Source organism: Mitsuaria chitosanitabida ATCC BAA-476 = NBRC 102408 (assembly GCF_001598255.1).
GTDB lineage: Bacteria > Pseudomonadota > Gammaproteobacteria > Burkholderiales > Burkholderiaceae_C > Roseateles > Roseateles chitosanitabidus.
The window spans coordinates 19,325-40,543 of record NZ_BCYP01000009.1; the positions used below are offsets into that span (position 1 = coordinate 19,325).

Sequence of the window (21,219 nt, forward strand, 5' to 3'; positions counted from 1 at the left end):
GGGATGAATGCTCCGGTGAACGGGGCCGGATCCTGGGGAGTCTTGTGGGGCTCGGCGTCACCGGCGAAACGAAGAATGACTTCGTCGTCAAACGAATGGCGATGCGCCGGAGAGAGCCGGCGTGCTTCAAGCAGCAGAGGGACCAGCCGGTGTGCCCGCAGAGGGAGGTCGGCCAGGTCCAGGTCTCATCCACTTACCTGGTTTGTTCAAGGAGCATCCAATGCAATTCGCGAAAGTCAAACTGAGCAGCCTGGCCATCGCCGCCGGCCTGATGGTCGTCGCCGGTGCCGCTTCGGCGCAAGCGGTGACCTCGGGCGGCGCGACGCTGCCGCAGCAGCTGTACACCGACATCTTCACCAACGGCCCCATCCAAGGCGTGTGGAGCTACAACGGCACCGGCAGCGGCACGGGCAAGACGGCCTTCCTGACGAACAACGCCTCGCTGTTCGGCAAGACCGGCACGGTGCACATCGTCGGCAGCGATTCCGCGCTGACCTCGGCCGAAGTCACCACCTACAACAGCGCCTACAACACGGGCGCGTCCTCGACGGTCGCCAACTACGGTCGTCTGGTGCAGATCCCCGCCGTCGCCACCCCGGTGCTGCTGGGCTACAAGGAAACCGGCGTCACGGCTCTGAACCTGACGACCGAGCAAGTCTGCCGCGTCTACGCGTACGACGCGAACTTCCGCACCTGGGACAAGGTCGCGACCGTCGCCGATGACGGCGCCAATGGCAGCACCAACCCGATCCAGGTGGTGTTCCGCACGGACACCAGCGGCACGACCGAACTGCTGTCGCGCTTCCTGAACGCGGCTTGCGGCCCGTACCTGCCCGCCGGCAAGTCGTTCACGATCTCCAACAACTTCAAGACGGTTGTGGCGAGCGCCCAGTCCCTGACGGCGGCCGATGACGCGAACGGCGACGGTCTGCCCGACGCCTGGGTTGGCGCGACCGGCAGCTCCGGCGTGAGCAGCGCGCTGGCGACGGACCACCGCCTGGGCTACGTGAGCCCGGACCCGGTCTACACCGGCAGCTCCAACAGCAACGTCGCCCGGATCAACACCTTCCTGCCGACGGCCGCGTCGATCCAATCCGCGATCAGCGCGATCACGCCTCCCGCCACGGCGCTCGCCCGTGCCAACCCGCTGAACTGGGTGCCGGCCTACGCCGTCCCGACCGGCGCGTACCCGATCTACGGCACCACCAACCTGGTGCTGGGTCAGTGCTACGCCGGTGGCATCGGCGCCGGCACGTCGGCCGCCGCCGTCAAGGACTTCGTGACCAAGCTGAACAACGGCACGTACGACAGCAAGATCGCGTCGCACAACTTCGTGAAGCTGCCGGCCAACTGGAACACGGCCATCCAGCAAGCGTTCCTGACCTCCGGCAGCACGCTGGAGATCGGCGCCACGTCCGTCTGCGCCGGCATCGGCCGCTGATCGGCGACTGCTGAGAAGGGGCCGTCCGGGAGGATCCGCCCCTTCCCGCACCACGAGCCAGGCCAGGTCCTCCCGACCCGCCTGGCTTCTCTCATGGCGAAGCGACCATCATCGTGTTGGAGCGGGGGGATCGTGTGCCGCACCGCGTCGCGATCGCGGCCACGTGGTGGAGCACCGCGACCCGCACGCGGCGCGGGACGCGCGCTCACTGCAAGGCGATCGCCTGCCGGTAACGCAGCACCGGTCCGGCGCCGCGGCGCATCGCCAGCGTGATCTCCAGGCCCGAGGCCGAGGCGCGCACCGGATTCGCGGCGGGCAGCGGCTGCCACCCCTTCTCCGGCTCCCACGCCCGCACGTCGAAGGCCGTGATGTCGGCCAGGACCGCGACCCGCGCCTCGGGGCGGGGCACCGGCAGCGGATACGAGGCCGACGGTGAGCCCGCCGCGCGGAAGAGCGTCCCGTCCTGCATCCACCACTGCACGCGCTGCCATTGGCCGGGCGCGGCCGGGGCCGCGCGGACGAGCTCGAACCGCAAGGGGATGGACGTCGGTCGAGTCGCGGTCATGCCCGACGGGAGCAGCGCGACGAGCGTCGGCATCTGCGGCGGCGGCGCGGCACCGCGACCGGCCGCCGTTCCCGTCGCGGCGGTCGCCGTGCCCGGCACGCCGGCCGCGGCCGGGGCGGCGGGGTCAGGACTTGCCTGATCGAGGGCGACCGACGGCAGTTCCACCGTGGAGCGCCAGGCCACGTCGCGCTCGATCTGCTGGAGCGCGCGCATCAGCTGCACCGACTGCGCGGATCGCTCCTCCAGTCGCGCGTTCGTGCGGCTCATGCTGTCCAGCCCGCGCCAGGCCATCAGGCTCAGCACCGCCATGATGACGATCGCGATCATCACCTCGATGAGCGTGAAGCCTCGGACGTCCGATTGCGCATGCTCTCCGTTCATCGCTGCTTCTCCGCGATCCGTGTCGCCAGCGTGGCGAGCGGTCCGTCGCCGCGCTCGGAGCGATCCGCGCGGACCGCGATCGACACCGATCGCAGGCCGCCCTCGGCCGCGCCGATCGTCACGTCGCACACGAAGGCCTGATCGGCCTGCGGGCAGGGCACGCGGCGCTGGCCAGGGGGCGGCAGCGCGTCCATCTGCAGCTCGTTGAGGCAGTTCTGCGCCGACAGCATCGCCAGCGACTTGGCCTCGACGAGGCCGAGGTTGCCCGTCGTCTGGCTGGTGAGCCGCACGAAGGCCGCCAGGGCGATGCTCACGATCGCGAGCGCGATCAGCACTTCGATCAGGGTGAAGCCGAGGGGGCGGGCCGGGCCACCGGCGTGACCGGCGCGCGTGACGCGGCTCATGCGACCCCGGCGTCCCACGTCGGTGCCGTGCCGACCGCCTTGGCCGTCAGCGCCGGACGCCCGGCTCGACGGACCGTGGCGGGCGAGGTCTCGTCGGGGATCGGCCGGGCCTGTCCGATCTCGAACCGGCCCGTCGCATCCCGCTCGACCGTGATGGCGTAGCCACCCTGGCGCAGCTCGACGGTCAGCGGATCACCCACCCATTCCGAGGTCAGTAGCAGCGGTGTCGCCGGGATCACCTGGACGGTCCCGGCGCGCCAGCGGCGCGGCCGCAGCGCCTCGTCGCGATCGAAGCGGTCGAGCTCGCCCGCGGTCGTGACCACGGGCACGACGCTGTCCGGCGCCGCCGTCCAGGTCCCGCGCGCGAACTGGTAGCCGTCGCCGCGTGCCTCCCAGGCGATCACGCGGCCGTCGATGCGGACCTCCTGCTGCGCGGCCGCCAGCCGCTGCGCCAGCTCGCGTGCGTCCAGCCGCAGCGCCGCCGCCGGATCGGGCGCGATGCTCAGCGAGATGGCGGCCGTCGCGATGCCGATGATGACCAGCACCACCATCACCTCGATCAGCGTGAAGCCGCGCGCGCGGCCTCGCGGACTTGTTGTCGGATCCATCGGGAAAGCGCGAGCGGCCTGCGCTCGCGTCCGTTCGATTGCGTGAGCCGCCCAGCGTAGATCCGCTATATGGCGATGACATGAAGCGCTGACACGAATCGCTCATGTGGCTCTGCTATCACTCGGCCTCTTGCGGACACGGCGCCAATGCCGGCCGCATGCATGGATGGTCAAGGAGGACATGCCACATGCCCCACTTCTTCGATGGGATCAACGCATTCCGAGGATCCCAGGGATCGGCGAATGCCGGGTCGACACGACGCCGCTCCGCGCTGATCGCGCACGCGCTTGGCCTGGCCGCGGTCGTGGCGGTCACCGCCTGCTGGGCGAGCCGCCTGCACCCGCCGGCGCCGGCCGCCGTGGCGGCCGAGGCGCCAGCGCCGATCCGCATCCCCGACGACCCGGCCGCCGGTGCCGTGGCGGCCTGGATCGGACCGGGTCAGGTGCGCATCGACGTCGCTGTGATGGGACTCGCGATCCGCGAGGGCCGCGCCGTCGCGCTGCTGCGCGTCAACGACGAGCCGCCGAGGCCCTACGTCGTCGGCGAGCAGATCACCCGTGGCACGACGCTTGCCGCGGTCCACGCCGACGGCGTGACCCTCGAGCGCGACGGCCAGCGACGCCGCGTCGCGGCGCCCGGGCAAGCGCTGGACACGACGGGCCTGACGCGCGTGCGCTGAGCCTCGGATGGCCCGTTCGACTGCAAAGGCCCTCCCGCCGGAGCGTGCTTGCTGCGGGTTCGACGCGGCTCGTTCGTCTGGATAGGGAGTGGCACACCGTGGCGAGATCGCTTGTTGTCCGCCGGCCGGTCGGCCACCTTCAGGGATGGAGGAAGTGAATGGGAAGAAAGAGGCTGAGACCCGATGTCCCAAATGACTACATGCAGGGCGTCTCCATGCAGACGCTGGACAAGGAGTTGTCCCGGCATGTGGAGATCGCGCGGACCAAGCCGGTCCCCGTCGATCGCTATGGGGTGCCTTGGGTCTGGATCGTGTCGCATCCGCTGTGGATGGCGGCCGATCACCTGAAGTCCTTCGTGCCGGAGGACCACCCGCTGGTCACCCTGCGCGAAGCCATCGACAGCACGCTGGCCTACGAAGGCCTGTTCATGACCGAACTGACCCGCCAGTGCGCCAGCGGGCTCGACGCCCGCATGATCACGCGCGCCTGGCTGCTGCAGGTCGTGTACTCGCTGTCGGACCCGCGACGCGTCCGCGAGGGTCTGGTCTACAACATGCTCTGGCGTTGGTTCGTCGGTTACCTGCTGCGCTCCGAGGCGCTGCCCGAGGTCGAGGCCTTCGTGCGCGACCTCAACACCGTCGCCAGCCATCCGCACGTGATCGACATCGTCCACCGCTGCCTCAACACCGGCGCGATGCTGCATGTGGACAGCGAGGAGTTCCGCATCAATCGCGGTCTGCTCCATGCCCTGCGCATGCAGCATGCCGACGGGCCGGTCGGCGCGGCGGGCGCGGTCGTCGGCAACGGCGGTCGCGGCGGTCCGATGGGATCGGCGCCGTCGGTCGGATCGGTGGGTGCCCTCGGCGCGATCGGCCCGGTCGTCGGCCCCGTCGGCAGACCGAACGAGCAGGGAGGCCGCGCCATGCTCGGGTAATCCCTGTCGGATAAACGCGGGCGCGCTCGCACGCGATTCGCGGCTTCGTCATCGGGTCGCAACGTAAGGACGGAAACATCCCTCTCTTTTGAAGAGGGTTCCCCTGGCGTGCTGATGCGATCCGCGGCCTGCGCTTGCGCACTGTCCTTCGCCGGCGCCCCCGCGCCCGCGGCGGGGCCCGGCCCATGGCCGACCTCGGCGGTCCCCAATCGGCAGGACCCGCTGGACTTCGACATTCCCGGGCAGGACCTGGCCGCGGCGCTGGAGCGCTACGCCGTTGTCGCCGACCAGACCGTCCTCTTCAGCGACGAGCTGGTCTCGCGCCGCCGCAGCGCCGGTGTGCGCGGCCGCTACACGCCGCGCGAGGCGCTGGACCTGCTGCTGATGGGCACCCGGCTGCGCGCCGAGCGTGTCGGCAACGGCACGCAATCCTCCTTCGTGCTGCGGGTGCTCGACGACGAGCCCGGGCCCGAGCTCCCCCAGGCCGCCAACGACCGCCGCTACGACGGCCTCGTGCAGCGCCGCGTCTGGGAGGCGCTGTGCGCCAACGGACAGACCGCGCCGGGGCGCTATCGCGCGGTGCTGATGCTCGAGGTCGACGCGAGCGGCCGTCTGGTCGCGCCCCGGCTGGTGGCGACGACGGGCAGCGCCTCGCGCGACCAGGCCATCGTGGCGACGCTGCACGGCCTGCGGCTGGGCGCCGCGCCGCCGCCGCGCCTGGCCCAGCCGCTGGCGCTGGTCATCCTGCCGCGCGCCGGCAGCGAGGCGACGGCCTGTCCCGACGGCGGAGCGCGGCCATGAGCGAGGGCGTGCTCCCGCAACTGCGCAACCTGCTGGTGCAGCGCTACGAGCAGATCCGTCAGAGCCTGACGATCAAGCTGGGCAACGCCGATCTGGCCGGCGATGCGCTGCACGAGGTCTGGCTGCGCCTGCAGCGCGACCCGACCATCTCCGGCCCGGTGCAGAACCCGCAGGCCTATCTGGTCCGCATGGGCATCAACCTGGCCATCGACGTGCAGCGCAGCCAGAGCAAGCTGATGTCGACCGAGGAGGTCGAGGAGCTGATGCAGGCGCTGCCCGATCCCGCGCCCGGTCCGGCCGAGCTGGCCGAGCTGCGCTCCGAGATGGACGTGCTGATGGCCGCGCTGGCCGAGATGCCGGCGCGCCGCCGCGAGGTCGTGCTGCTGGTGCGCCTGGAGGGTTGGCCGCAGAAGGAGGTGGCCAGGCATCTGGCGATCTCGCTGCGGACGGTGGAGTCGGAGCTCAAGGCCGCGCAGGAGTTCTGCGCCGAGCGCCTGGACCGCGTCGCCGGATGAGCGGCGGGCGGGACGCGATGCCATGGCTCGAAAGCATCACGACGGGCGCATCACGACAATTTTTTGAAGAATCCATGGCCGCGGCTGCGGTTTTGGCCCGTGCCATCCGTCTAGGGTTGGCAAGGGTCCCGAAACGGTGACCGCCACCCGGCTCACGACGACATGACGCTCTCCACCGAACCCCAGCTGACCGATGTGCTCAAGGATGCACAGGCCTGGGTGCGCAAGCTGCATTCCGGACGCGTGACCCGTTGGGAGGCCTCGGCCTTCCAGCGCTGGGTCGAGGCCGATCCGGCGCGGCTGGCCGCGGTGCGGCAGGCGTCGCGTCAATGGCAGCTGATGGGCGCCGCCGGCGCGCGCCTGCTGCAGGCCGATCCCGCCGTGGCGCGGCATCACCGCGAGGCGCTGATGCGACGCGCGCGGCCGGACCGGCGCGCCTTCCTGGGCTTCGCCGTCGGCGGGGCGGGCGCCGCCGCGGTGGTGGCCTACGCGCCGCTGGACCTGTGGCCCGCGCTGCGCCTGTGGGGCGCCGACGAGCGCACCGCCGCCGGCGAGCAGCGCCAGATCGAGTTCGTCGAGCACGTGCAGGTGGCGCTCAACACGCGCACCAGCGTGCGTCGCCTCGCGGCCGACGAGCGCTCGATCGGCGGCATGGAGCTGATCGAGGGCGAGGCCGCCGTCGACGTGGCCCGTGCCGCCAAGCCCTTCCGCGTGGTCGCGGGCGCCGGCCGCGTCGTGGCCAACGCCGCGAGCTTCGAGATCCGCATGATCGACGACCAAGCCTGCGTGACCTGCGTGTCGGGCACGGTGGTGGTCGACCATCCGGCGGGGCAGCGCACGCTGCGCGAGTCGCAGCTGCTGCGCTACAACCGCCGCGCGATCAGCGACGTCGCCGCCGCGCGGCCGAACGAGACCTCGGCCTGGCGCCGGGGCGAGCTGGTCTTCCAGCAGACGCCGCTGCCGCTGGTGATCGACGAGATCAACCGCTATCGCGCCGGCAAGGTCGTGCTGGTCGGCGACGCGGTACGGCGCAAGACCGTCAGCGCGCGCATCAAGATCGCGGAGCTCGACACCGCGCTGCTGCAGATCCAGCATTCCTTCCAGCTGGACGCGACGCATCTGCCGTCGCACGTGCTGCTGCTCAGCAGCTGATCGACGTCTCGGATCACGCGACCCGCCATCGGATCGATCGGCGGTGCGGCGGACCGTGTGCGTGCGGCCCGTCGCCGCGGCCCGCCCCGCCTTCGAAATATTCCTGGCCATCGCCGCGGATCCGCTGCGGTTTCTCATCGCCACGTTCGTCAAGGAGCTAGCGCCATCACCGTCGGAAGCGTCGGTGGGCTTGGCGACAGACAACAGACGAACACACGATCAGGCGGGACGATTCATGACGCAGAAGCACATGGGCTTGCACGCGGGAGCAGGTCGGGACGAACGGGCAGGGCAGGGACAAGGGGCCGGACGCGATCGGCGCGCCGTCCGCGTGGAGGGGATGGATCGGTCCTTCGCGCTCGCGCCGCTGGCGCGCGCCGCGGCGCTGATGGTCGCGGTGGGCGGCACGCTGGCCGCGACACAGGCGCAGGCGCAGACGGCCTTCAGTCCGGCGTGGTTCGCGTCCAAGGGCGCGGTGCAGAACAGCGCCGCGCAGACCGGCCGCCTGCCCAACGGCAAGCCCGCCACCGGCGTGGCCGCCGCGCAGCAGCAGTCCGACGCGGCGCGTCAGCAGCTGCAGCGCTCCATCGCCAACCTGGGCCTGAGCGCCCAGGCCATCGCCGCCGAGCAGGCGCGTCAGGCCGCCGCGCGCGCCGCGGCCGGTGCCACGGCCCCGACCGTCCCGGACGGACTGGGCAAGGGCGGCCTCGCGGTCGACACCAACAGCCTCACGGCCGGCTGGCTCGGTGCCAAGGCGCCGACGCAGACGGTCAACGCGGGCCAGACCACCGTCAACATCGAGCAGACGCAAAGCCGCGCCATCCTGAACTGGGAGACCTTCAACGTCGGCCGCAACACGACGGTGCAGTTCCAGCAGCAGGCCGACTGGGCAGTGCTCAACAAGGTCAACGATCCGTCGGCGCGGCCCTCGCAGATCCAGGGCCAGATCAAGGGCGACGGCACGGTGCTGATCGTCAACCGCAACGGCATCGTGTTCACCGGCACCAGCCAGATCAACACGCGCAATCTGGTGGCCGCCGCGGCCACCATCACCGACGACCAGTTCCGCAAGAACGGTCTGTACTCGACCGGCAGCACGCCGACTTTCAGCGACGCGCTCGGAACCGTCGAGGTCCAGGCCGGCGCGAGGATCGCCACGGCCAAGCCCGGCTCCTCCACGCAGGGGGGCGGCTACGCGATGCTGGTCGGCGCGCAGGTGCGCAACGACGGCCAGATCGACACGCCCTCGGGCCAGACCGTACTGGCCGCCGGTGACGCCTTCGTCATCCGCAAGGGCGCGGGCACGGACGGCAACGCCGGCTCGACCACCGTGGGCAACGAGGTCGCGACCACCCGCAAGGCCGGCAGCCTGGCCGGTACCGTGGTCAACACCGGCCTGATCACCGCCGCCACCGGCGACATCACGCTCACCGGCCACGACATCACGCAGGGGGGCGTCGTGGTCGCGACGACCTCGACCGCCAAGCGTGGGACGGTGCATCTGTCCACGCGCGCCAGCGACGACACCGGCACGGTGACGCTGGCCAAGGGCTCGACGACGGCCATCCTGCTCGAGACCGCCTCGCCGACGGCGCTGGACTCGCAGCGGGACGCGGCGCTGAAGGCCATCGGCAGCACGGCCGGCAACAACGCCTCCGGCGTGTTCGACAACCTGAGCACGATCGTCGACCGGCGCGACCTGTCGCGCGTGGAGATCGTCAGCGGCGGCACGGTGGCCTTCGAAGGCAGTTCGCTCACGCTGGCCACCGGCGGCGAGATCGCGGTGCAGGCGGTCAAGCGGACGCTGGTCGACAAGGGCGCCGAGCTGGACGTGTCCGGCGCGGTGGGTGTCAAGGTCGCGATGGAGACCAACAACCTCAAGCTCAACGCCCAGGGCAACGAGCAGCGCGACGCGCCGGTCAACCGCGACGACAAGAGCCTCAACAGCCTGGACCTGTGGATCGACCGCCGCAAGCTGGTGCTGGTGCCGGCCGGCACCAACGGCTACACCACCGACCGCTGGTACACGGCGGGCGGGCTGCTGGAGGTCTCCGGCTACCTGGCCACGAGCGGCCACGGCGTCGGTGAATGGATGGCGCAGGGCGGCACGGTGACGCTGGCCGGCGGCGACGTGGTCACGCGCGCGGGCTCGCGCGTCAACCTGTCGGGCGGCACGCTGGACGTGGCCGGCGGCGTGGTCAGGCAAAGCTGGCTCAAGGGGGCGGACGGGCATCTGTACGAGGTCTCGAGCGCGCCGGGCGACCTGCTCTACAAGGGCCTGTTCCAGGGCTACTCGGGCGAGCACGCGCGCTGGGGCGCGAGCGCTCAGGAGACCTTCTACAACCCGCTGATCGCGCCGCAGGAGCGGCTGGAGAACGGCTACACCGTCGGCCGCGACGCGGGCAAGCTGGTGATCGCCTCGCGCAGCGCGGTGCTGGAGGGCACGATCGTCGGCGACACCTATCAGGGGCCGCAGCAGACGAAGGCGCCGCAGGCCGGCGTCGATGGCTACTACCAGTCGCAGGATGCGGCGGCGCGTGGCGCGCAATTGATCGTGGGCGCCTATCGGCCGATGTATGACGCGGCGTCGTCGACGGTGAAGTACCGCCTCGACGCGGTGGTCGACAGCGTCGCGCTGACGCCGACCGCGCCGGCGCTGGCGGACGGCGTGAAGCTCGGGGACGCGGTGGCCGCGGATCGGCAGGGCGTGATCACGCTCGGCACCGACAGCCTGAATGCCGCCGGACTGGGCGGTGTGCTGATCGCGGCGAAATCCGACATCGGCGTGCAGGGCGCGCTGCAGGTCGCGGACGGTGGCGCGATCACGCTGTACGCGCCGTCGGTGGACGTCGCGGCCGGGCTGACCGCGCATGGCGGGACGATCCGCGTGGGCAATGTGCTGAGACAGTCGCAGGGGTCCAGCGCCGGCGTGCTCACGGGCGACGAATGGCTCTCGGCGCCCGGTGGCGCGAAGACCGGCGTGACGCTGCAAGGCGGCGCCAAGCTGGACGCGTCCGGCCGCTACACCGATCTGCGCGCGGCGGATGGCGACGCGCGCCTGATGGCTTGGCTGGATGGCGGCACGGTGAGCATCCGATCCACCGACAGCGTGACGCTGCGGAAGGGATCGACGATCGATGTCTCCTCGGGCGCGGCGGTACAGGGCGACGGCAGCACCGAGGGCGGCAAGGGCGGGACGGTCCAGCTCGGCGCCGGCATCGTCTTCCAGAACCTCACCAATCGAGGAGCCGTGCTGACGATGGACGCCACCATCAAGGGACATGGCGTCAAGGGCGGGGGCACCCTGGACATCGAGTCCGCGAGCGGCATCGTCATCGGTGGCCAGGCGGTGTCCAAGCGTGGCGTCCTGGCCGCCGGCGAGACCTCGTTCGTCGACCTGCTGTTGCAGGAGGACTATCAGGTCAAGGCCGGCGATGTCCTGCCCGTGGACTATGTGTCCAAGTCCTACGTCGCGTTGCCCGGGCAGCGACTGGAAGGCGGATCGTTGGCCACGGACGTCTGGTACGTGCTGGCGGATGACTGGACCTTGCCGACGCCAACGATCGGATCGGTCAACGGCGTGCAGGCGGACGACGGGCGGGAATGGGTGATGTTCAATCATTCCGCCCCCGGATCGATGGTGATCCCCAAGGGCACCCGGGTCCACATCTACACCTTTGGCGGCAGTGGCGGTTTCGCCGGCTATGCCGTCGAGAAGAAGGTCTTCCCGGATGGCATGCGGCTGCGGGAGCCCAAGGACGTCACGACTCCCGCAGGCCAGATCGCGCCGACGGACTTCACCGTGGCCGCCGGCTCGCGCCTGCCAGCGGGCGCCCGCCTGACCCGATCGGTGTCGGTGGGCGACAGCACGTCGTTGGCGACGGACCTGTTCTCCTCGGGCTTCTCCGCCTACAACGTGCGTGGGCGGCTCGGTCTCGCGGTGCCGGACGGCGTGACGCTGGACGTGACGATGCCGGTGCTGCGAGCCGATCGCTCGGCCCTGCCGGTGGGCGCCGATCCCGCGGCCGGTTTCGCATCGTGGCTCCCGGAGCTCTACCAGGAGAACGCGGTGCGCGGCGTGTTGACGCAGCGCAAGGGCGCATCGGTGTCTCTCGCCGCCGGTGTCGCGGACACGGTCTTCTCCCGGCTGCCCGATGCTGAGCGCCTGACCGGCCGGGTCATCGTCGGAGACGATGCGACGGTGCGCGTCGACCCGGGACAGTCGATCTCGCTCAGCGGGCGGGAGGGGCTGGACGTCGAAGGGCGCCTGCAGGCGCGCGGCGGCACGGTGTCCTTGCTGGGGCCGCGGAACTTCGAGGCCACGGCACGTCGGACCGACGACCTGCTGGGTGATCCTCGCGCCAGCCAGCGTGCCATCACGCTGGGTGAGCAGGCGGTCGTCGACGTGTCCGGGACCGCCGCGGTGGCGACCGATGCGCAGGGTCGACGTCATGGCCTGGTCCGCGACGGCGGTGCCATCGTCATCGGCGGCACGCTGGAGGAACCCAAGGGACGGGCACTGTCCTCCGACGCCTTCGTCGTCGTGCGGGAGGGCGCCTTGCTGGACGCGTCCGGCGCCTCGGCCGAACTCGATCTGCCCGGTGTCGGGCGGCGCACAGTGGCCAGCGACGGTGGCAGCATCCAGCTCGCGTCGTCCAACGGGATCTATCTGGACGGTACCGTGCGCGCCCGCGCTGGGGGGGGCGGCGCGTCCGGAGGACAGCTGCAACTGGTTCTGGAGGCGCTTCCCTACCTCACGAAAGGCGTGGATCCCGAGGTGCTGAATCTCAGGGATCTGGTCATCTCGCAGCAACGCGGTGCCACGCTGGCCGAGGGCGAGGCCCTTCGCTATGGCCACGGCGCGCTGGGCGTGGATCAGGTGCGCGACGGCGGCTTCTCCTCGCTGACGGCCTACAGCAACGGCGCGGTGAGTTTCGCCGGGGACGTGAAGCTGTCGCTGGACCGCGAGTTGCGCCTCTATTCGACCGCTCTGTCGTCCGGTACGGCGGCGGGAACCGGCCGGCAGGTGCATCTTGCCGCGCCGTACGTGATGCTCTCCGGCGTTGGCGACCTGGGGGGGCCGGACCAATACACACGTCCGAGCTACCAGGGCGGAAACACGACGTTGGCGTCGAGCGCCACGCTGACGGTCGAGGGCAGTCTGATCGATCTGAAGGGGGCGGTGACCCTGGGACTGAATGCGGTGGTCGGGGACGTCAAGCTGGATCGAGCCGGCTTCGGGCAACTGAATCTGCTCAGCCAGGGCGACCTGCGCTTCATCCCGGACGGCGGCAAGCCTGACGGCAACGCGAACTTTGATGTGGAGCTCGCATCGACCGGCAGCATCCTCATGCGGGCGGCCCAGGTGTATCCGTCCAGCGGCGTGATCGCGAAGGTCACGGCGGGGCGGCGTGACGGCGACTTCTTCGTGCCTGGGACACGTCTGGTGATCGAGCGCATCGACGCCGGCGCCGTGCCGCCGGCGATTCCTTCCGAGGCCTTCGGACTCCTGACCCTCGACGGCGAGCGCATCGAGCAGAACGGTGTCGTCCGGGCGCCGATGGGCCGGCTGCAGCTGGGGTCCCTCCACACGGATTCACTGACCTTCGGCGCCGGCAGCCTGACCTCCGTGAGCGCCGCCGGGCTGGTCATGCCCTACGGTGGCACGGCCGATGGCGTGAACTATCTGATCAACGGAAAGGCGGCTGCCCTGGCCGGTGTCGGCAACGGTCCGAACCTCACGCTGACGGGCCGATCCATCGAGGTCGGCCAGGGGGCGGTGCTGGACCTGTCCGGCGGCGGCGATCTCCGTGGCGCCGGCTTTGTCTCCGGTCGCGGTGGTTCCACCGACGCCCGCGTGAGTCCCCTGGTGCAAGTGGGCCGCGACGGCTTCACCTTGCCCGGCCTGGCCACCAATCCGGTCTATGCGATCGTGCCCGGCTACGCGTCGTCCTATGCGCCGACCGACAAGGGCGGGGCGGTCGCCCCGCGCATCGGCCAGCAGATCGCGTTGCGCGCCGGCGACGTGCCCGGGTTGCCGGCGGGGACCTACACCTTGCTGCCGTCCAACTACGCACTGTTGCCGGGAGCGTTCCGCGTCGAGCTCAACGGGGCAGCACCCGCTCAATCGCCTGACCACGCGATCGCGATGCGCAACGGTTCCTATGCGGTGGCCGGCACCTTGGCCGTGGCCAATACCGGCCTGCGGGATGCGATGCCCACGCAGGTGATCGTCACGCCCGCGGAAGTGCTGCGTCGCTACTCCCAGTACAACGAAACCAGCTATGCCGATTTCGTCCGTCAGCAGGCAGTGCTCAACGGGACGGTGCGGGCACTGCTGCCGGCCGACGCCAAGGATCTGGCGCTTCAACTGGTGCCGGGAGCGGGCATCGGCTTGCGTTTCGATGGCACGGCGCTCTTCAGTGCCGCCAAGGATGGTTACGGGGGAACGGCCAGCTTGGGGGTCAAAGGGGGGGGAACTTCGTCGACGATCGACGTGCTTGGTGACAGCGAGTCGGGAGCGCCCGGCGCGAGCGGCGTGTCGGTGCGAGCGCGCGACCTCAACGCACTCGGGGCCGCCCGCATCGTGGTCGGCGGCACCCTCGGTTCGTCCTATGGCGTCCGGCCGAGCGGCAGCAACGAAAGCGGCTTCCTGGACCTGACCTCGTCGGTGGGTGCAGTGGCCTTGCGAGACGGGGCCCTGCTGCGCGCGCCTGAGGTCTTCCTGCTGGCCAACGGACTCGACGGAGGCATCACCATCGAATCCGGTGCCGGGATCAACACGATCGGTGCTGGCACGACAGGCGTCGATTCGACGAATGGCTATGTCTATCGGCCGGGAGCGACTGCGGTCGTGGGCGCCTCCAACGGTCAACTGCAGATTCTGGCGCCACAGCCCGACAACGCATTCTCGGGAAGCGGACCGATCCGCATCGGTGTGGCCGGCGACAGTGTCCCGTCAACGCCCGCGCAGCTCTACTCGGAAGGCACGCTGGTGGCCGCCACCCGGAGCGACTTTCAACTGAACGACGGTGTCCGCTATGGCACGCGCAACCTGACCCTGGCTGTCGGCGCCGTGAATGCCGGCAGCGCCGAGGACCTCGCGGCCGCGCAGACCCGCGGCGCGCTCACGCCGGGTCTCATGCTGAACCAGGCCGTGCTGGATCGCCTGCTCAAGGGCGATCCCATCTCCGGCGCGCCGGCGTTGGAGCGTCTGACTCTGACTGCCGCCGATTCGATCAACCTGTTCGGTGACGTCAACCTGAGCACCATCGACCCGGCCACTGGAAAGTCGCGCCTGGCCAATCTGGTGCTGTCGACGCCGGCCCTGTACGGCCACGGCGACGCGGGCGACGTGGCGACCATCGCCACCGGCCGCCTGACCTGGGTCGGCGGCACCGGCGACGCGCCGCCGCCCATCGTCGGCGGACGCGGCACCGGCAGCGGCGCCTTGCAGATCAAGGCGGACGTGATCGAGTTCGGCTACGGCCCGCAAGCGCAGCCAAACAACATCGACGATTTCGGTCGGACCGTCCTGGGCTTCGCCGACGTGCGCATGACCGCGACCGACCGAATCACCGCGAACCACAAGGGCTCGCTGTCGGTGTACCAGTCGCAGTCGCCCGGGACCGGCACGAAGCCGACCTACACCGGCGGCAATCTGACACTGACCGCGCCGCTGGTGACGGGGCAGGGCGCGTCGGTCAACCGCATCACGGCGGGCGGCGACCTGCAACTGCTGGCGCCGACCGGCGGACCGGTGACGAGCGTCCCCAAGGACGTTCAGACCGGCGCCGAGCTGGACCTGCAAGGCGCCAGCGTGCGCATCGACACCGTCGTGGCACTGCCCAGCGGCAAGCTGGTCGTGAAGTCCGACGGGGACATCGTGCTCACCGAGCGCTCGCGCCTGGACCTGGCGGGCCGCGCGATCGCGATGCAGGACGTGACGCGCTACTCCTGGGGCGGGGACGTGACGCTGCAGAGCGCGCACGGCAACCTGACGCAGGCGGCGGGATCGGTGATCGACCTGTCCGCGACCAACAACGCCGCCGGCCTGCTGAGCGTGATCGCGCTCGACGCCGACGCCGGCCGCGTCGACCTGGACGGGAAGCTGCTGGCCAGTGCGAGCGGTCGTTACGACGCGGGTGGCACGCTGGTGCCGTATCGCGCCGGCGGCCTGGACCTGCGCGCGCAGTCGCTGGGCGATGGCGCCGCCGGCAGCACGCTGACCGGCGAGTTCGCCACCCTCAACAAGACCCTCAACGCGGGCGGCTTCCTCGGCGAGCGCAGCTTCCAGCTCAAGCAGGGCGACCTGACCATCGGCGATGAGCTCAAGGCGCGCGAGATCAACGTGTCGCTGGACGGCGGCAAGCTGACGGTGACCGGCAAGGTCGATGCCAGCGGCGAGCAGGTCGGCGCCATCCGCCTGGCCGCGGCGGGCGGCTTGACCGTCGCCGGCACGGCCTCGCTGGACGCGCACGGCACGGTGCTGCGCGTGGACAGCCGCGGCCAGATCATCGACAGCCCCAACCGCGCGATGGTGACGCTGGACGCGGGCACCGGCGCCCTGACGCTGGGCGACGGCGCGCGCATCGACCTGCGCCACGGCACCGCCTCGACCGGCGGCGACGGCGTCGCGCGCGGCACGCTGGATCTGTATGCGGCGCGCGTCGGCAGCACCGGCAGCGTGCACGACACGGACGCCGCGACCTTCGGCGACATCGCCATCGATGCGCGTGGCAGGATCGACGTGCAAGGCGCCAAGGCCATCGCCGTCTACGGCCGGCAGGTCTACACCGACGCGCCCTTCGGCACGGACCCGGCCGCCAGCGGCCGCCCGTACCAGGTCGTCGACCAGACTTACCTGGACGCGAAGCACGCCGAGTCGACGCGCTTCGTCGACGGCGCGCTGGCCAATGGCGATCTGTTGAACACGAAGCTCGCGGGCCTCAACAACGCGGCCTACCGCGACGTGCTGCACCTGCGTCCCGCCGTCGAGATCGACAGCGCGACGCCCGACGGTGATCTCGTCGTGCGCGGCGACCTGGACCTGTCCGGCCAGCGCTACGCCAGCCTGAATCCGAGGACGCCTCGCACGGCGGTCTACGGCTCGGGCGAGGTGGGCATGCTGACGCTGCGGGCGGGTGGGGACCTGTCGATCTACGGCAGCATCAACGACGGCTTCGCGCCGCCACCGGAGACGCCGGACGATCAGGGCTGGATCCTGACCCCGGGCGTGCAGCGCTTCGGCGGCGACGTGATCGTGCCGATCGCCGGCGTGACGCTGGCGGACGGCACGGTCTATCCCAAGGGCAAGACGCTGAACTACGCGATCACGGCGCGCGACGTGACCTTGCCGGCGGGCACCCGCCTGCCCGTGGCGCTCACGCTCGACGCGTCGCTCACCTTGCCCGTCGGCACGGTGCTGGCGGCCGACGTGAAGGCCGCCGACGGATCGGTGCTGCTCGCCGCGGGACGCGTCGTCGGCGCGGGCGGGCTGGTCGTGCCCGCGGGCGCGACGCTGGGCGCGGGCACGCGGCTCCCGTCCGCGCTCAAGGTGGGCATGCTGGCCTGGCCGAGTGGCGCGCCGCTGCCGGTCGACATGACGCAGGCGGGCAGCCTGGCGCTGCCGGTCGGGGCCCTGATCGCCTCGGGCACCCAGGTCGTCCTGACCTTGCCCGAGGGCGTGACCTCGGTGCCGCTGCGGTCCACGGACGCGTCGGGGCGACAGGGGCTGAACTGGTCGGTGGCGCAGATGTTGCCGGAGGGGTCGCAGTCCTGGAGCCTGCGCCTGGTCGCCGGCGCCGACCTCGACGCCGCCGACGCGCGACTGCGCAACACGCGCGGCACCGGCACGCTGACGCTGGCCGACACGCATTACGGCGTGAAGGTCACGCCGGGCGGCGTGAAGATCGGGCTGAACTCGAATGGCGCCTTGGAGCTGTTCAGCAACTTCGGCCTGCCGGACGGCATCACCAACTGGCAGGACATGATCGGCAAGAGCGAGGATCAGATCATCCGGCTGTACCAGGTCCTGGGCTGGGGCGACTTCGGCCTGCCGATGGACTACTGGGACCCGACGGCGGGTCACATCCTCATGGGCCTCACGCTGCAAGGGGCCAACGAGGTCTTCAACGTGGCGGGCCTGCCGCCGGGCATGAACTCGATCAATGAGCTGATCGGCAAGACGGACCTGGAGCTGGTGCGTCTGTACGGCGCGTTCCAGTGGCAGGACTTCGGCATGCCGGACAACTTCTGGGCGCTGGGCGTGGGGAACGCGTCGACGCTCAACGGCCCGACGACGATCGTCGCGAAGGCGCCGGCCTTCAGCGTCGTGCGCACCGGCACCGGCGACCTGTCGATGGCGGCGGGCGGCGACCTGACGATGAAGTCGGCCTACGGCGTCTACACCGCGGGCACGGCGACCAGCCTGGGCAACGCGGCGCTCGACGCGAAGTTCAACCCGCCGCGCGGCGCGATCAACGGTGGCACCGTGCTGGGTGGCGCGGCGGAATCGCTGGCGCCGGCCTACGAGCGGCTGGTCGCGGGCGCCGACAGCCTCTATAAGGCCTGGTATCCGGACCGCGGCGGCAACCTGAGCGTGGATGTCGGCGGCAACCTCACGGGAGACTCCTGGACCGCCAGCAGCGAGACGCGCGCGGCCAGCTCGTCCGTGGGCAACTGGCTGTGGCGTCAGGGCACCGGGGCGACCGCCGGCGTCGATGCCCAGCCCACCGCGTGGTGGATCAATTTCGGCAGCTACGTCGCGCCGGTGAGCGGTGTGCTCGGCGCGGACACGGCCTGGCCGACCGTGAACGGCTTCACCGGCATCGGCACCTTGGGCGGCGGCGACGCGCGCATCCGTGTCGAGGGCGACGCGGGCGCGATCTCGCGGCGCACGACGGGCCCGGTCTTGCAGAACAGCCAGAGCGCGCTGACCGCGCGGGGTGAGGGGCTGGTGCTGGCCGTCGCGAGCAGCGGCAGGGTCCTGGGCGACGGTAGCCTTCGACAGACGGGCGGCGGTGACCTGGACGTGCGCGTCGGCGGTGGCTGGAACAGCCACATCGAGGCACGCATGGAGGACAACGTCGGTGCGCAGGCTCAGACGCACGAGCTCTACGGGGCCCTGGTGAACCTGCGTGGCGCGATGAGTCTGTCGGCCGGACAGATCGGGACCGTGGAGCAGTTCTACGGATCCGGGCAGGACGCGAAGGAGTTGCGCGCACCGGATCCGTATGCCTCGACGCTCACCCGAGCGACGGGCGGCTTGATGCTGATGCCGGGCGACGCCGGCATCCGCATCGCCAGCCGCGGTGACCTTGTGCTGGGCGGCACCGGCGATCCGGGTCTGACGGGGACGGCCAACTTCAGCGCGTTCACGTCCTCGGCGGGCAATGGTCAGCGCGGAAGCTCCTGGTTCAGCCTGTGGACCGATCGCACCGCGCTGCGACTGATGGCGGCGGGGGGACAACTGGTGCTGGATACCCGGGGCGGCGAGTCGGTGGCCAGGGCGGAGGTCGCGGACTACGACTACGGACGCAACGGCGGCTGGCTGCTGTTGCCCGGGGAGGTGGTCGCGGTGGCGCCGGTCGGCAGCGTCTACTACGGCAGCTCGGGCGCTAACCAACTGGCGGGAGCCTCGATGGCGCAGTGGACCACGGCCGGTCTGCTGCAGGCCCCGATGGGCGCTCGTCGCATCGAGCTGCTGGCCGGCCAGTCGCTGTATGGCGGCGGCTATGCGATCAGTTCGTCGGGCGCGGACGCGTCGATCATGGCCACCCCGCTGCATCCCGGGTTCGCCGGGTTCGACGCGAGCGGGAACCGGATCGTCACCAATGGGCTCGATGCCTACGCGGCGATCGATCGCGGGCTGCAGCCCTTGCTGATGTTCGGGGCGAACACCGTCAGCGGTGACCCCGCGACCCTGTCCACCGGGGCCGAGCCGTCGCGCTTCTACGCGGTCGCCGGCGACATCGTGGGTCTGCGCAGCGGCACGACCGTCACTCTGAGGGGCACGCTGCGCGACGGCCAGCGCGATTACGTGGCGGCCGGTCCGGTGTCGATCAAGGCGGGCCGGGACATCGTCTACGCCGGCAACCGGCTGGGCGATCCGCTGACCACGACCTTCGAGTTCAGCGGCGACCTCACGCAGACCGCCACGCTCTCCGGCAACCTCGTCCTCAACACCGGCAGGAACGACGTCTCCGTGATGCAGGCCGGTCGCGACATCCTCTACGCCAACGTCGACGTCGCCGGTCCCGGCACGCTGGAGATCACCGCCGGCCGCAACGTCATCCAGAACGACAAGGCCGTGCTGCGCAGCATCGGACCGGTCGTCGCCGCGGACGCAAGACCTGGCGCCGGGATCGTCGTGCAGACGGGCCTGGGCGCGCAGGGGCCGGACTACGGCGACTTCCTCAAGCGCTACCTGGACCCGGCCAACCAGGCCGCGACCGGCACGCCGCTGGCCGACCAGCCCGGCAAGGTCGTCAAGACCTATCGCGCCGAGCTGGCCGCCTGGCTGAAGGCGCGCTTCGACTTCAACGGCGGCGCCGACGAGGCCGCGAAGTTCTTCGCCGCGCTGCCGCCGGAGCAGCAGCGCATCTTCGCGCGCCAGGTGTTCTTCGCCGAGCTGCGCGAGGGCGGGCGCGAGTTCAACGCGGTCGCCGGTCCGCGCACGGGCAGCTATCTGCGCGGGCGCAACGCCATCGCGTCGATGTTCCCGGTCAAGGACGGCGGCAAGTCGGGCGGCGATCTGCTGATGTACGGCGGCTCGGGCATCCACACGGACCTGGGCGGCGACATCCAGGTGCTGACCCCCGGCGGCGCGCAGACCTACGGCATCGAGGGCGCCGCGCCCCCGGCCACCGCGGGCCTGATCACGCGCGGGCAGGGCGACATCCAGCTGTTCTCGCTGGGCAGCATCCTGCTGGGCCAGAGCCGCGTGATGACCACCTTCGGCGGCAGCATCCTGGCCTGGTCCGCGGGCGGGGACATCAACGCGGGCCGCGGCTCCAAGACCACGCTGGTGTTCACGCCGCCGCGGCGCGTCTACGACGAGGTGGGCAACGTCAGGCTCTCGCCCGACGTGCCCAGCACCGGCGCCGGCATCGCGACGCTCAATCCGCTGCCGGAGGTCAAGCCGGGCGACATCGACCTGATCGCGCCGCTGGGGACGGTGGACGCGGGGGAGGCCGGCATCCGGGTGTCCGGGAACATCAACATCGCGGCGCTGCATGTGGTCAACGCCGAGAACATCCAGGTGAAGGGCCAGTCGGCCGGTCTGCCGACGGTGGCGGCGGTCAACGTGGGCGCGCTGGCCAGCGCCAGCCAGGCGGCGGCCACCGCGGCGACCGCGGCGCAGGACGTGCTGCAGCGCGAGCGCGAGGCGGTGCGGCAGCAGAAGCCGTCGGTGTTCACGGTGCGCGTGCTGGGCTTCGGCGGGGATCCGGCGCCGACGCCGCCGGCGCAGCCCGCGTCGCCGTTGGGGCAGGCGACCGTGCCGTATGACCCGCGCAGTCCGGTGCAGGTGCTCGGGCATGGACAGGCGCTGGATCCCGCCGTGATGGCGCAACTGACCGAGACGGAGCGCAAGGCGCTGCTCGACGAGCGGAAGCGGCCGGCGAAGCCGTGAGGCTCTGGGCTGCGACGGCCCTCACCCCAGCCCTCTCCCGCGCAGCGGGAGAGGGGGCCGCGAGTGCCAAGCATCTGCGTTGCGGAACCCAGCATCTTGAGGTC

Annotated in this window: 10 protein-coding genes; 7 read left to right on the forward strand and 3 right to left on the reverse strand. The window is 71.0% G+C overall.

The window, feature by feature from the left end; all coding sequences use genetic code 11:
- Window positions 1-220: 220 nt before the first annotated feature.
- Window positions 221-1,441, forward strand: coding sequence for a substrate-binding domain-containing protein (locus MCHT01_RS05980; protein ID WP_067063691.1), 1,221 nt, complete (start codon window positions 221-223; stop codon window positions 1,439-1,441).
- Between the two features lie 205 nt (window positions 1,442-1,646).
- Here MCHT01_RS05980 and MCHT01_RS05985 read toward each other — a convergent pair whose 3' ends face one another.
- The 3 genes from MCHT01_RS05985 to gspH are packed head-to-tail and all read right to left on the reverse strand — an operon-like array spanning window position 1,647 to window position 3,399.
- Window positions 1,647-2,387 (reverse strand): prepilin-type N-terminal cleavage/methylation domain-containing protein, encoded by a 741-nt coding sequence (locus MCHT01_RS05985; RefSeq protein ID WP_067063694.1) that lies wholly within the window; start codon window positions 2,385-2,387, stop codon window positions 1,647-1,649.
- Window positions 2,384-2,791, reverse strand: a complete 408-nt coding sequence (gene gspI, locus MCHT01_RS05990) for a type II secretion system minor pseudopilin GspI (RefSeq protein ID WP_067063696.1) — start codon at window positions 2,789-2,791, stop codon at window positions 2,384-2,386. The genes MCHT01_RS05985 and gspI overlap by 4 nt, the downstream gene beginning before the upstream one ends.
- Complete coding sequence (gspH, locus tag MCHT01_RS05995; protein ID WP_084451995.1) at window positions 2,788-3,399, reverse strand: type II secretion system minor pseudopilin GspH; 612 nt, start codon at window positions 3,397-3,399, stop codon at window positions 2,788-2,790. The genes gspI and gspH overlap by 4 nt, the downstream gene beginning before the upstream one ends.
- A gap of 188 nt (window positions 3,400-3,587) precedes the next feature.
- On the opposite strand from gspH, the gene MCHT01_RS06000 reads away from it, so the two are divergent.
- From MCHT01_RS06000 to MCHT01_RS06025, 6 genes are all read left to right on the forward strand, one after another.
- The gene (locus MCHT01_RS06000; RefSeq protein ID WP_067063699.1) at window positions 3,588-4,079 is read left to right on the forward strand and encodes a type II secretion system protein N; all 492 of its coding nucleotides are present in this window, start codon (window positions 3,588-3,590) and stop codon (window positions 4,077-4,079) included.
- 200 nt (window positions 4,080-4,279) lie between these two features.
- Window positions 4,280-5,014 (forward strand): transposase, encoded by a 735-nt coding sequence (locus tag MCHT01_RS06005; protein ID WP_067063701.1) that lies wholly within the window; start codon window positions 4,280-4,282, stop codon window positions 5,012-5,014.
- A gap of 114 nt (window positions 5,015-5,128) precedes the next feature.
- Complete coding sequence (locus MCHT01_RS06010) at window positions 5,129-5,815, forward strand: STN domain-containing protein (protein WP_245643174.1); 687 nt, start codon at window positions 5,129-5,131, stop codon at window positions 5,813-5,815.
- A complete protein-coding gene (locus MCHT01_RS06015) occupies window positions 5,812-6,330 on the forward strand; it encodes an RNA polymerase sigma factor (protein WP_067063705.1) in 519 nt (172 codons plus the stop codon). Before MCHT01_RS06010 ends, MCHT01_RS06015 begins: the two co-directional genes overlap by 4 nt.
- Before the next feature lie 162 nt (window positions 6,331-6,492).
- Window positions 6,493-7,482, forward strand: coding sequence for a FecR family protein (locus MCHT01_RS06020; protein ID WP_067063708.1), 990 nt, complete (start codon window positions 6,493-6,495; stop codon window positions 7,480-7,482).
- Between the two features lie 340 nt (window positions 7,483-7,822).
- A complete protein-coding gene (locus tag MCHT01_RS06025; protein WP_067063709.1) occupies window positions 7,823-21,115 on the forward strand; it encodes a filamentous hemagglutinin family protein in 13,293 nt (4,430 codons plus the stop codon).
- Window positions 21,116-21,219: the final 104 nt, after the last annotated feature.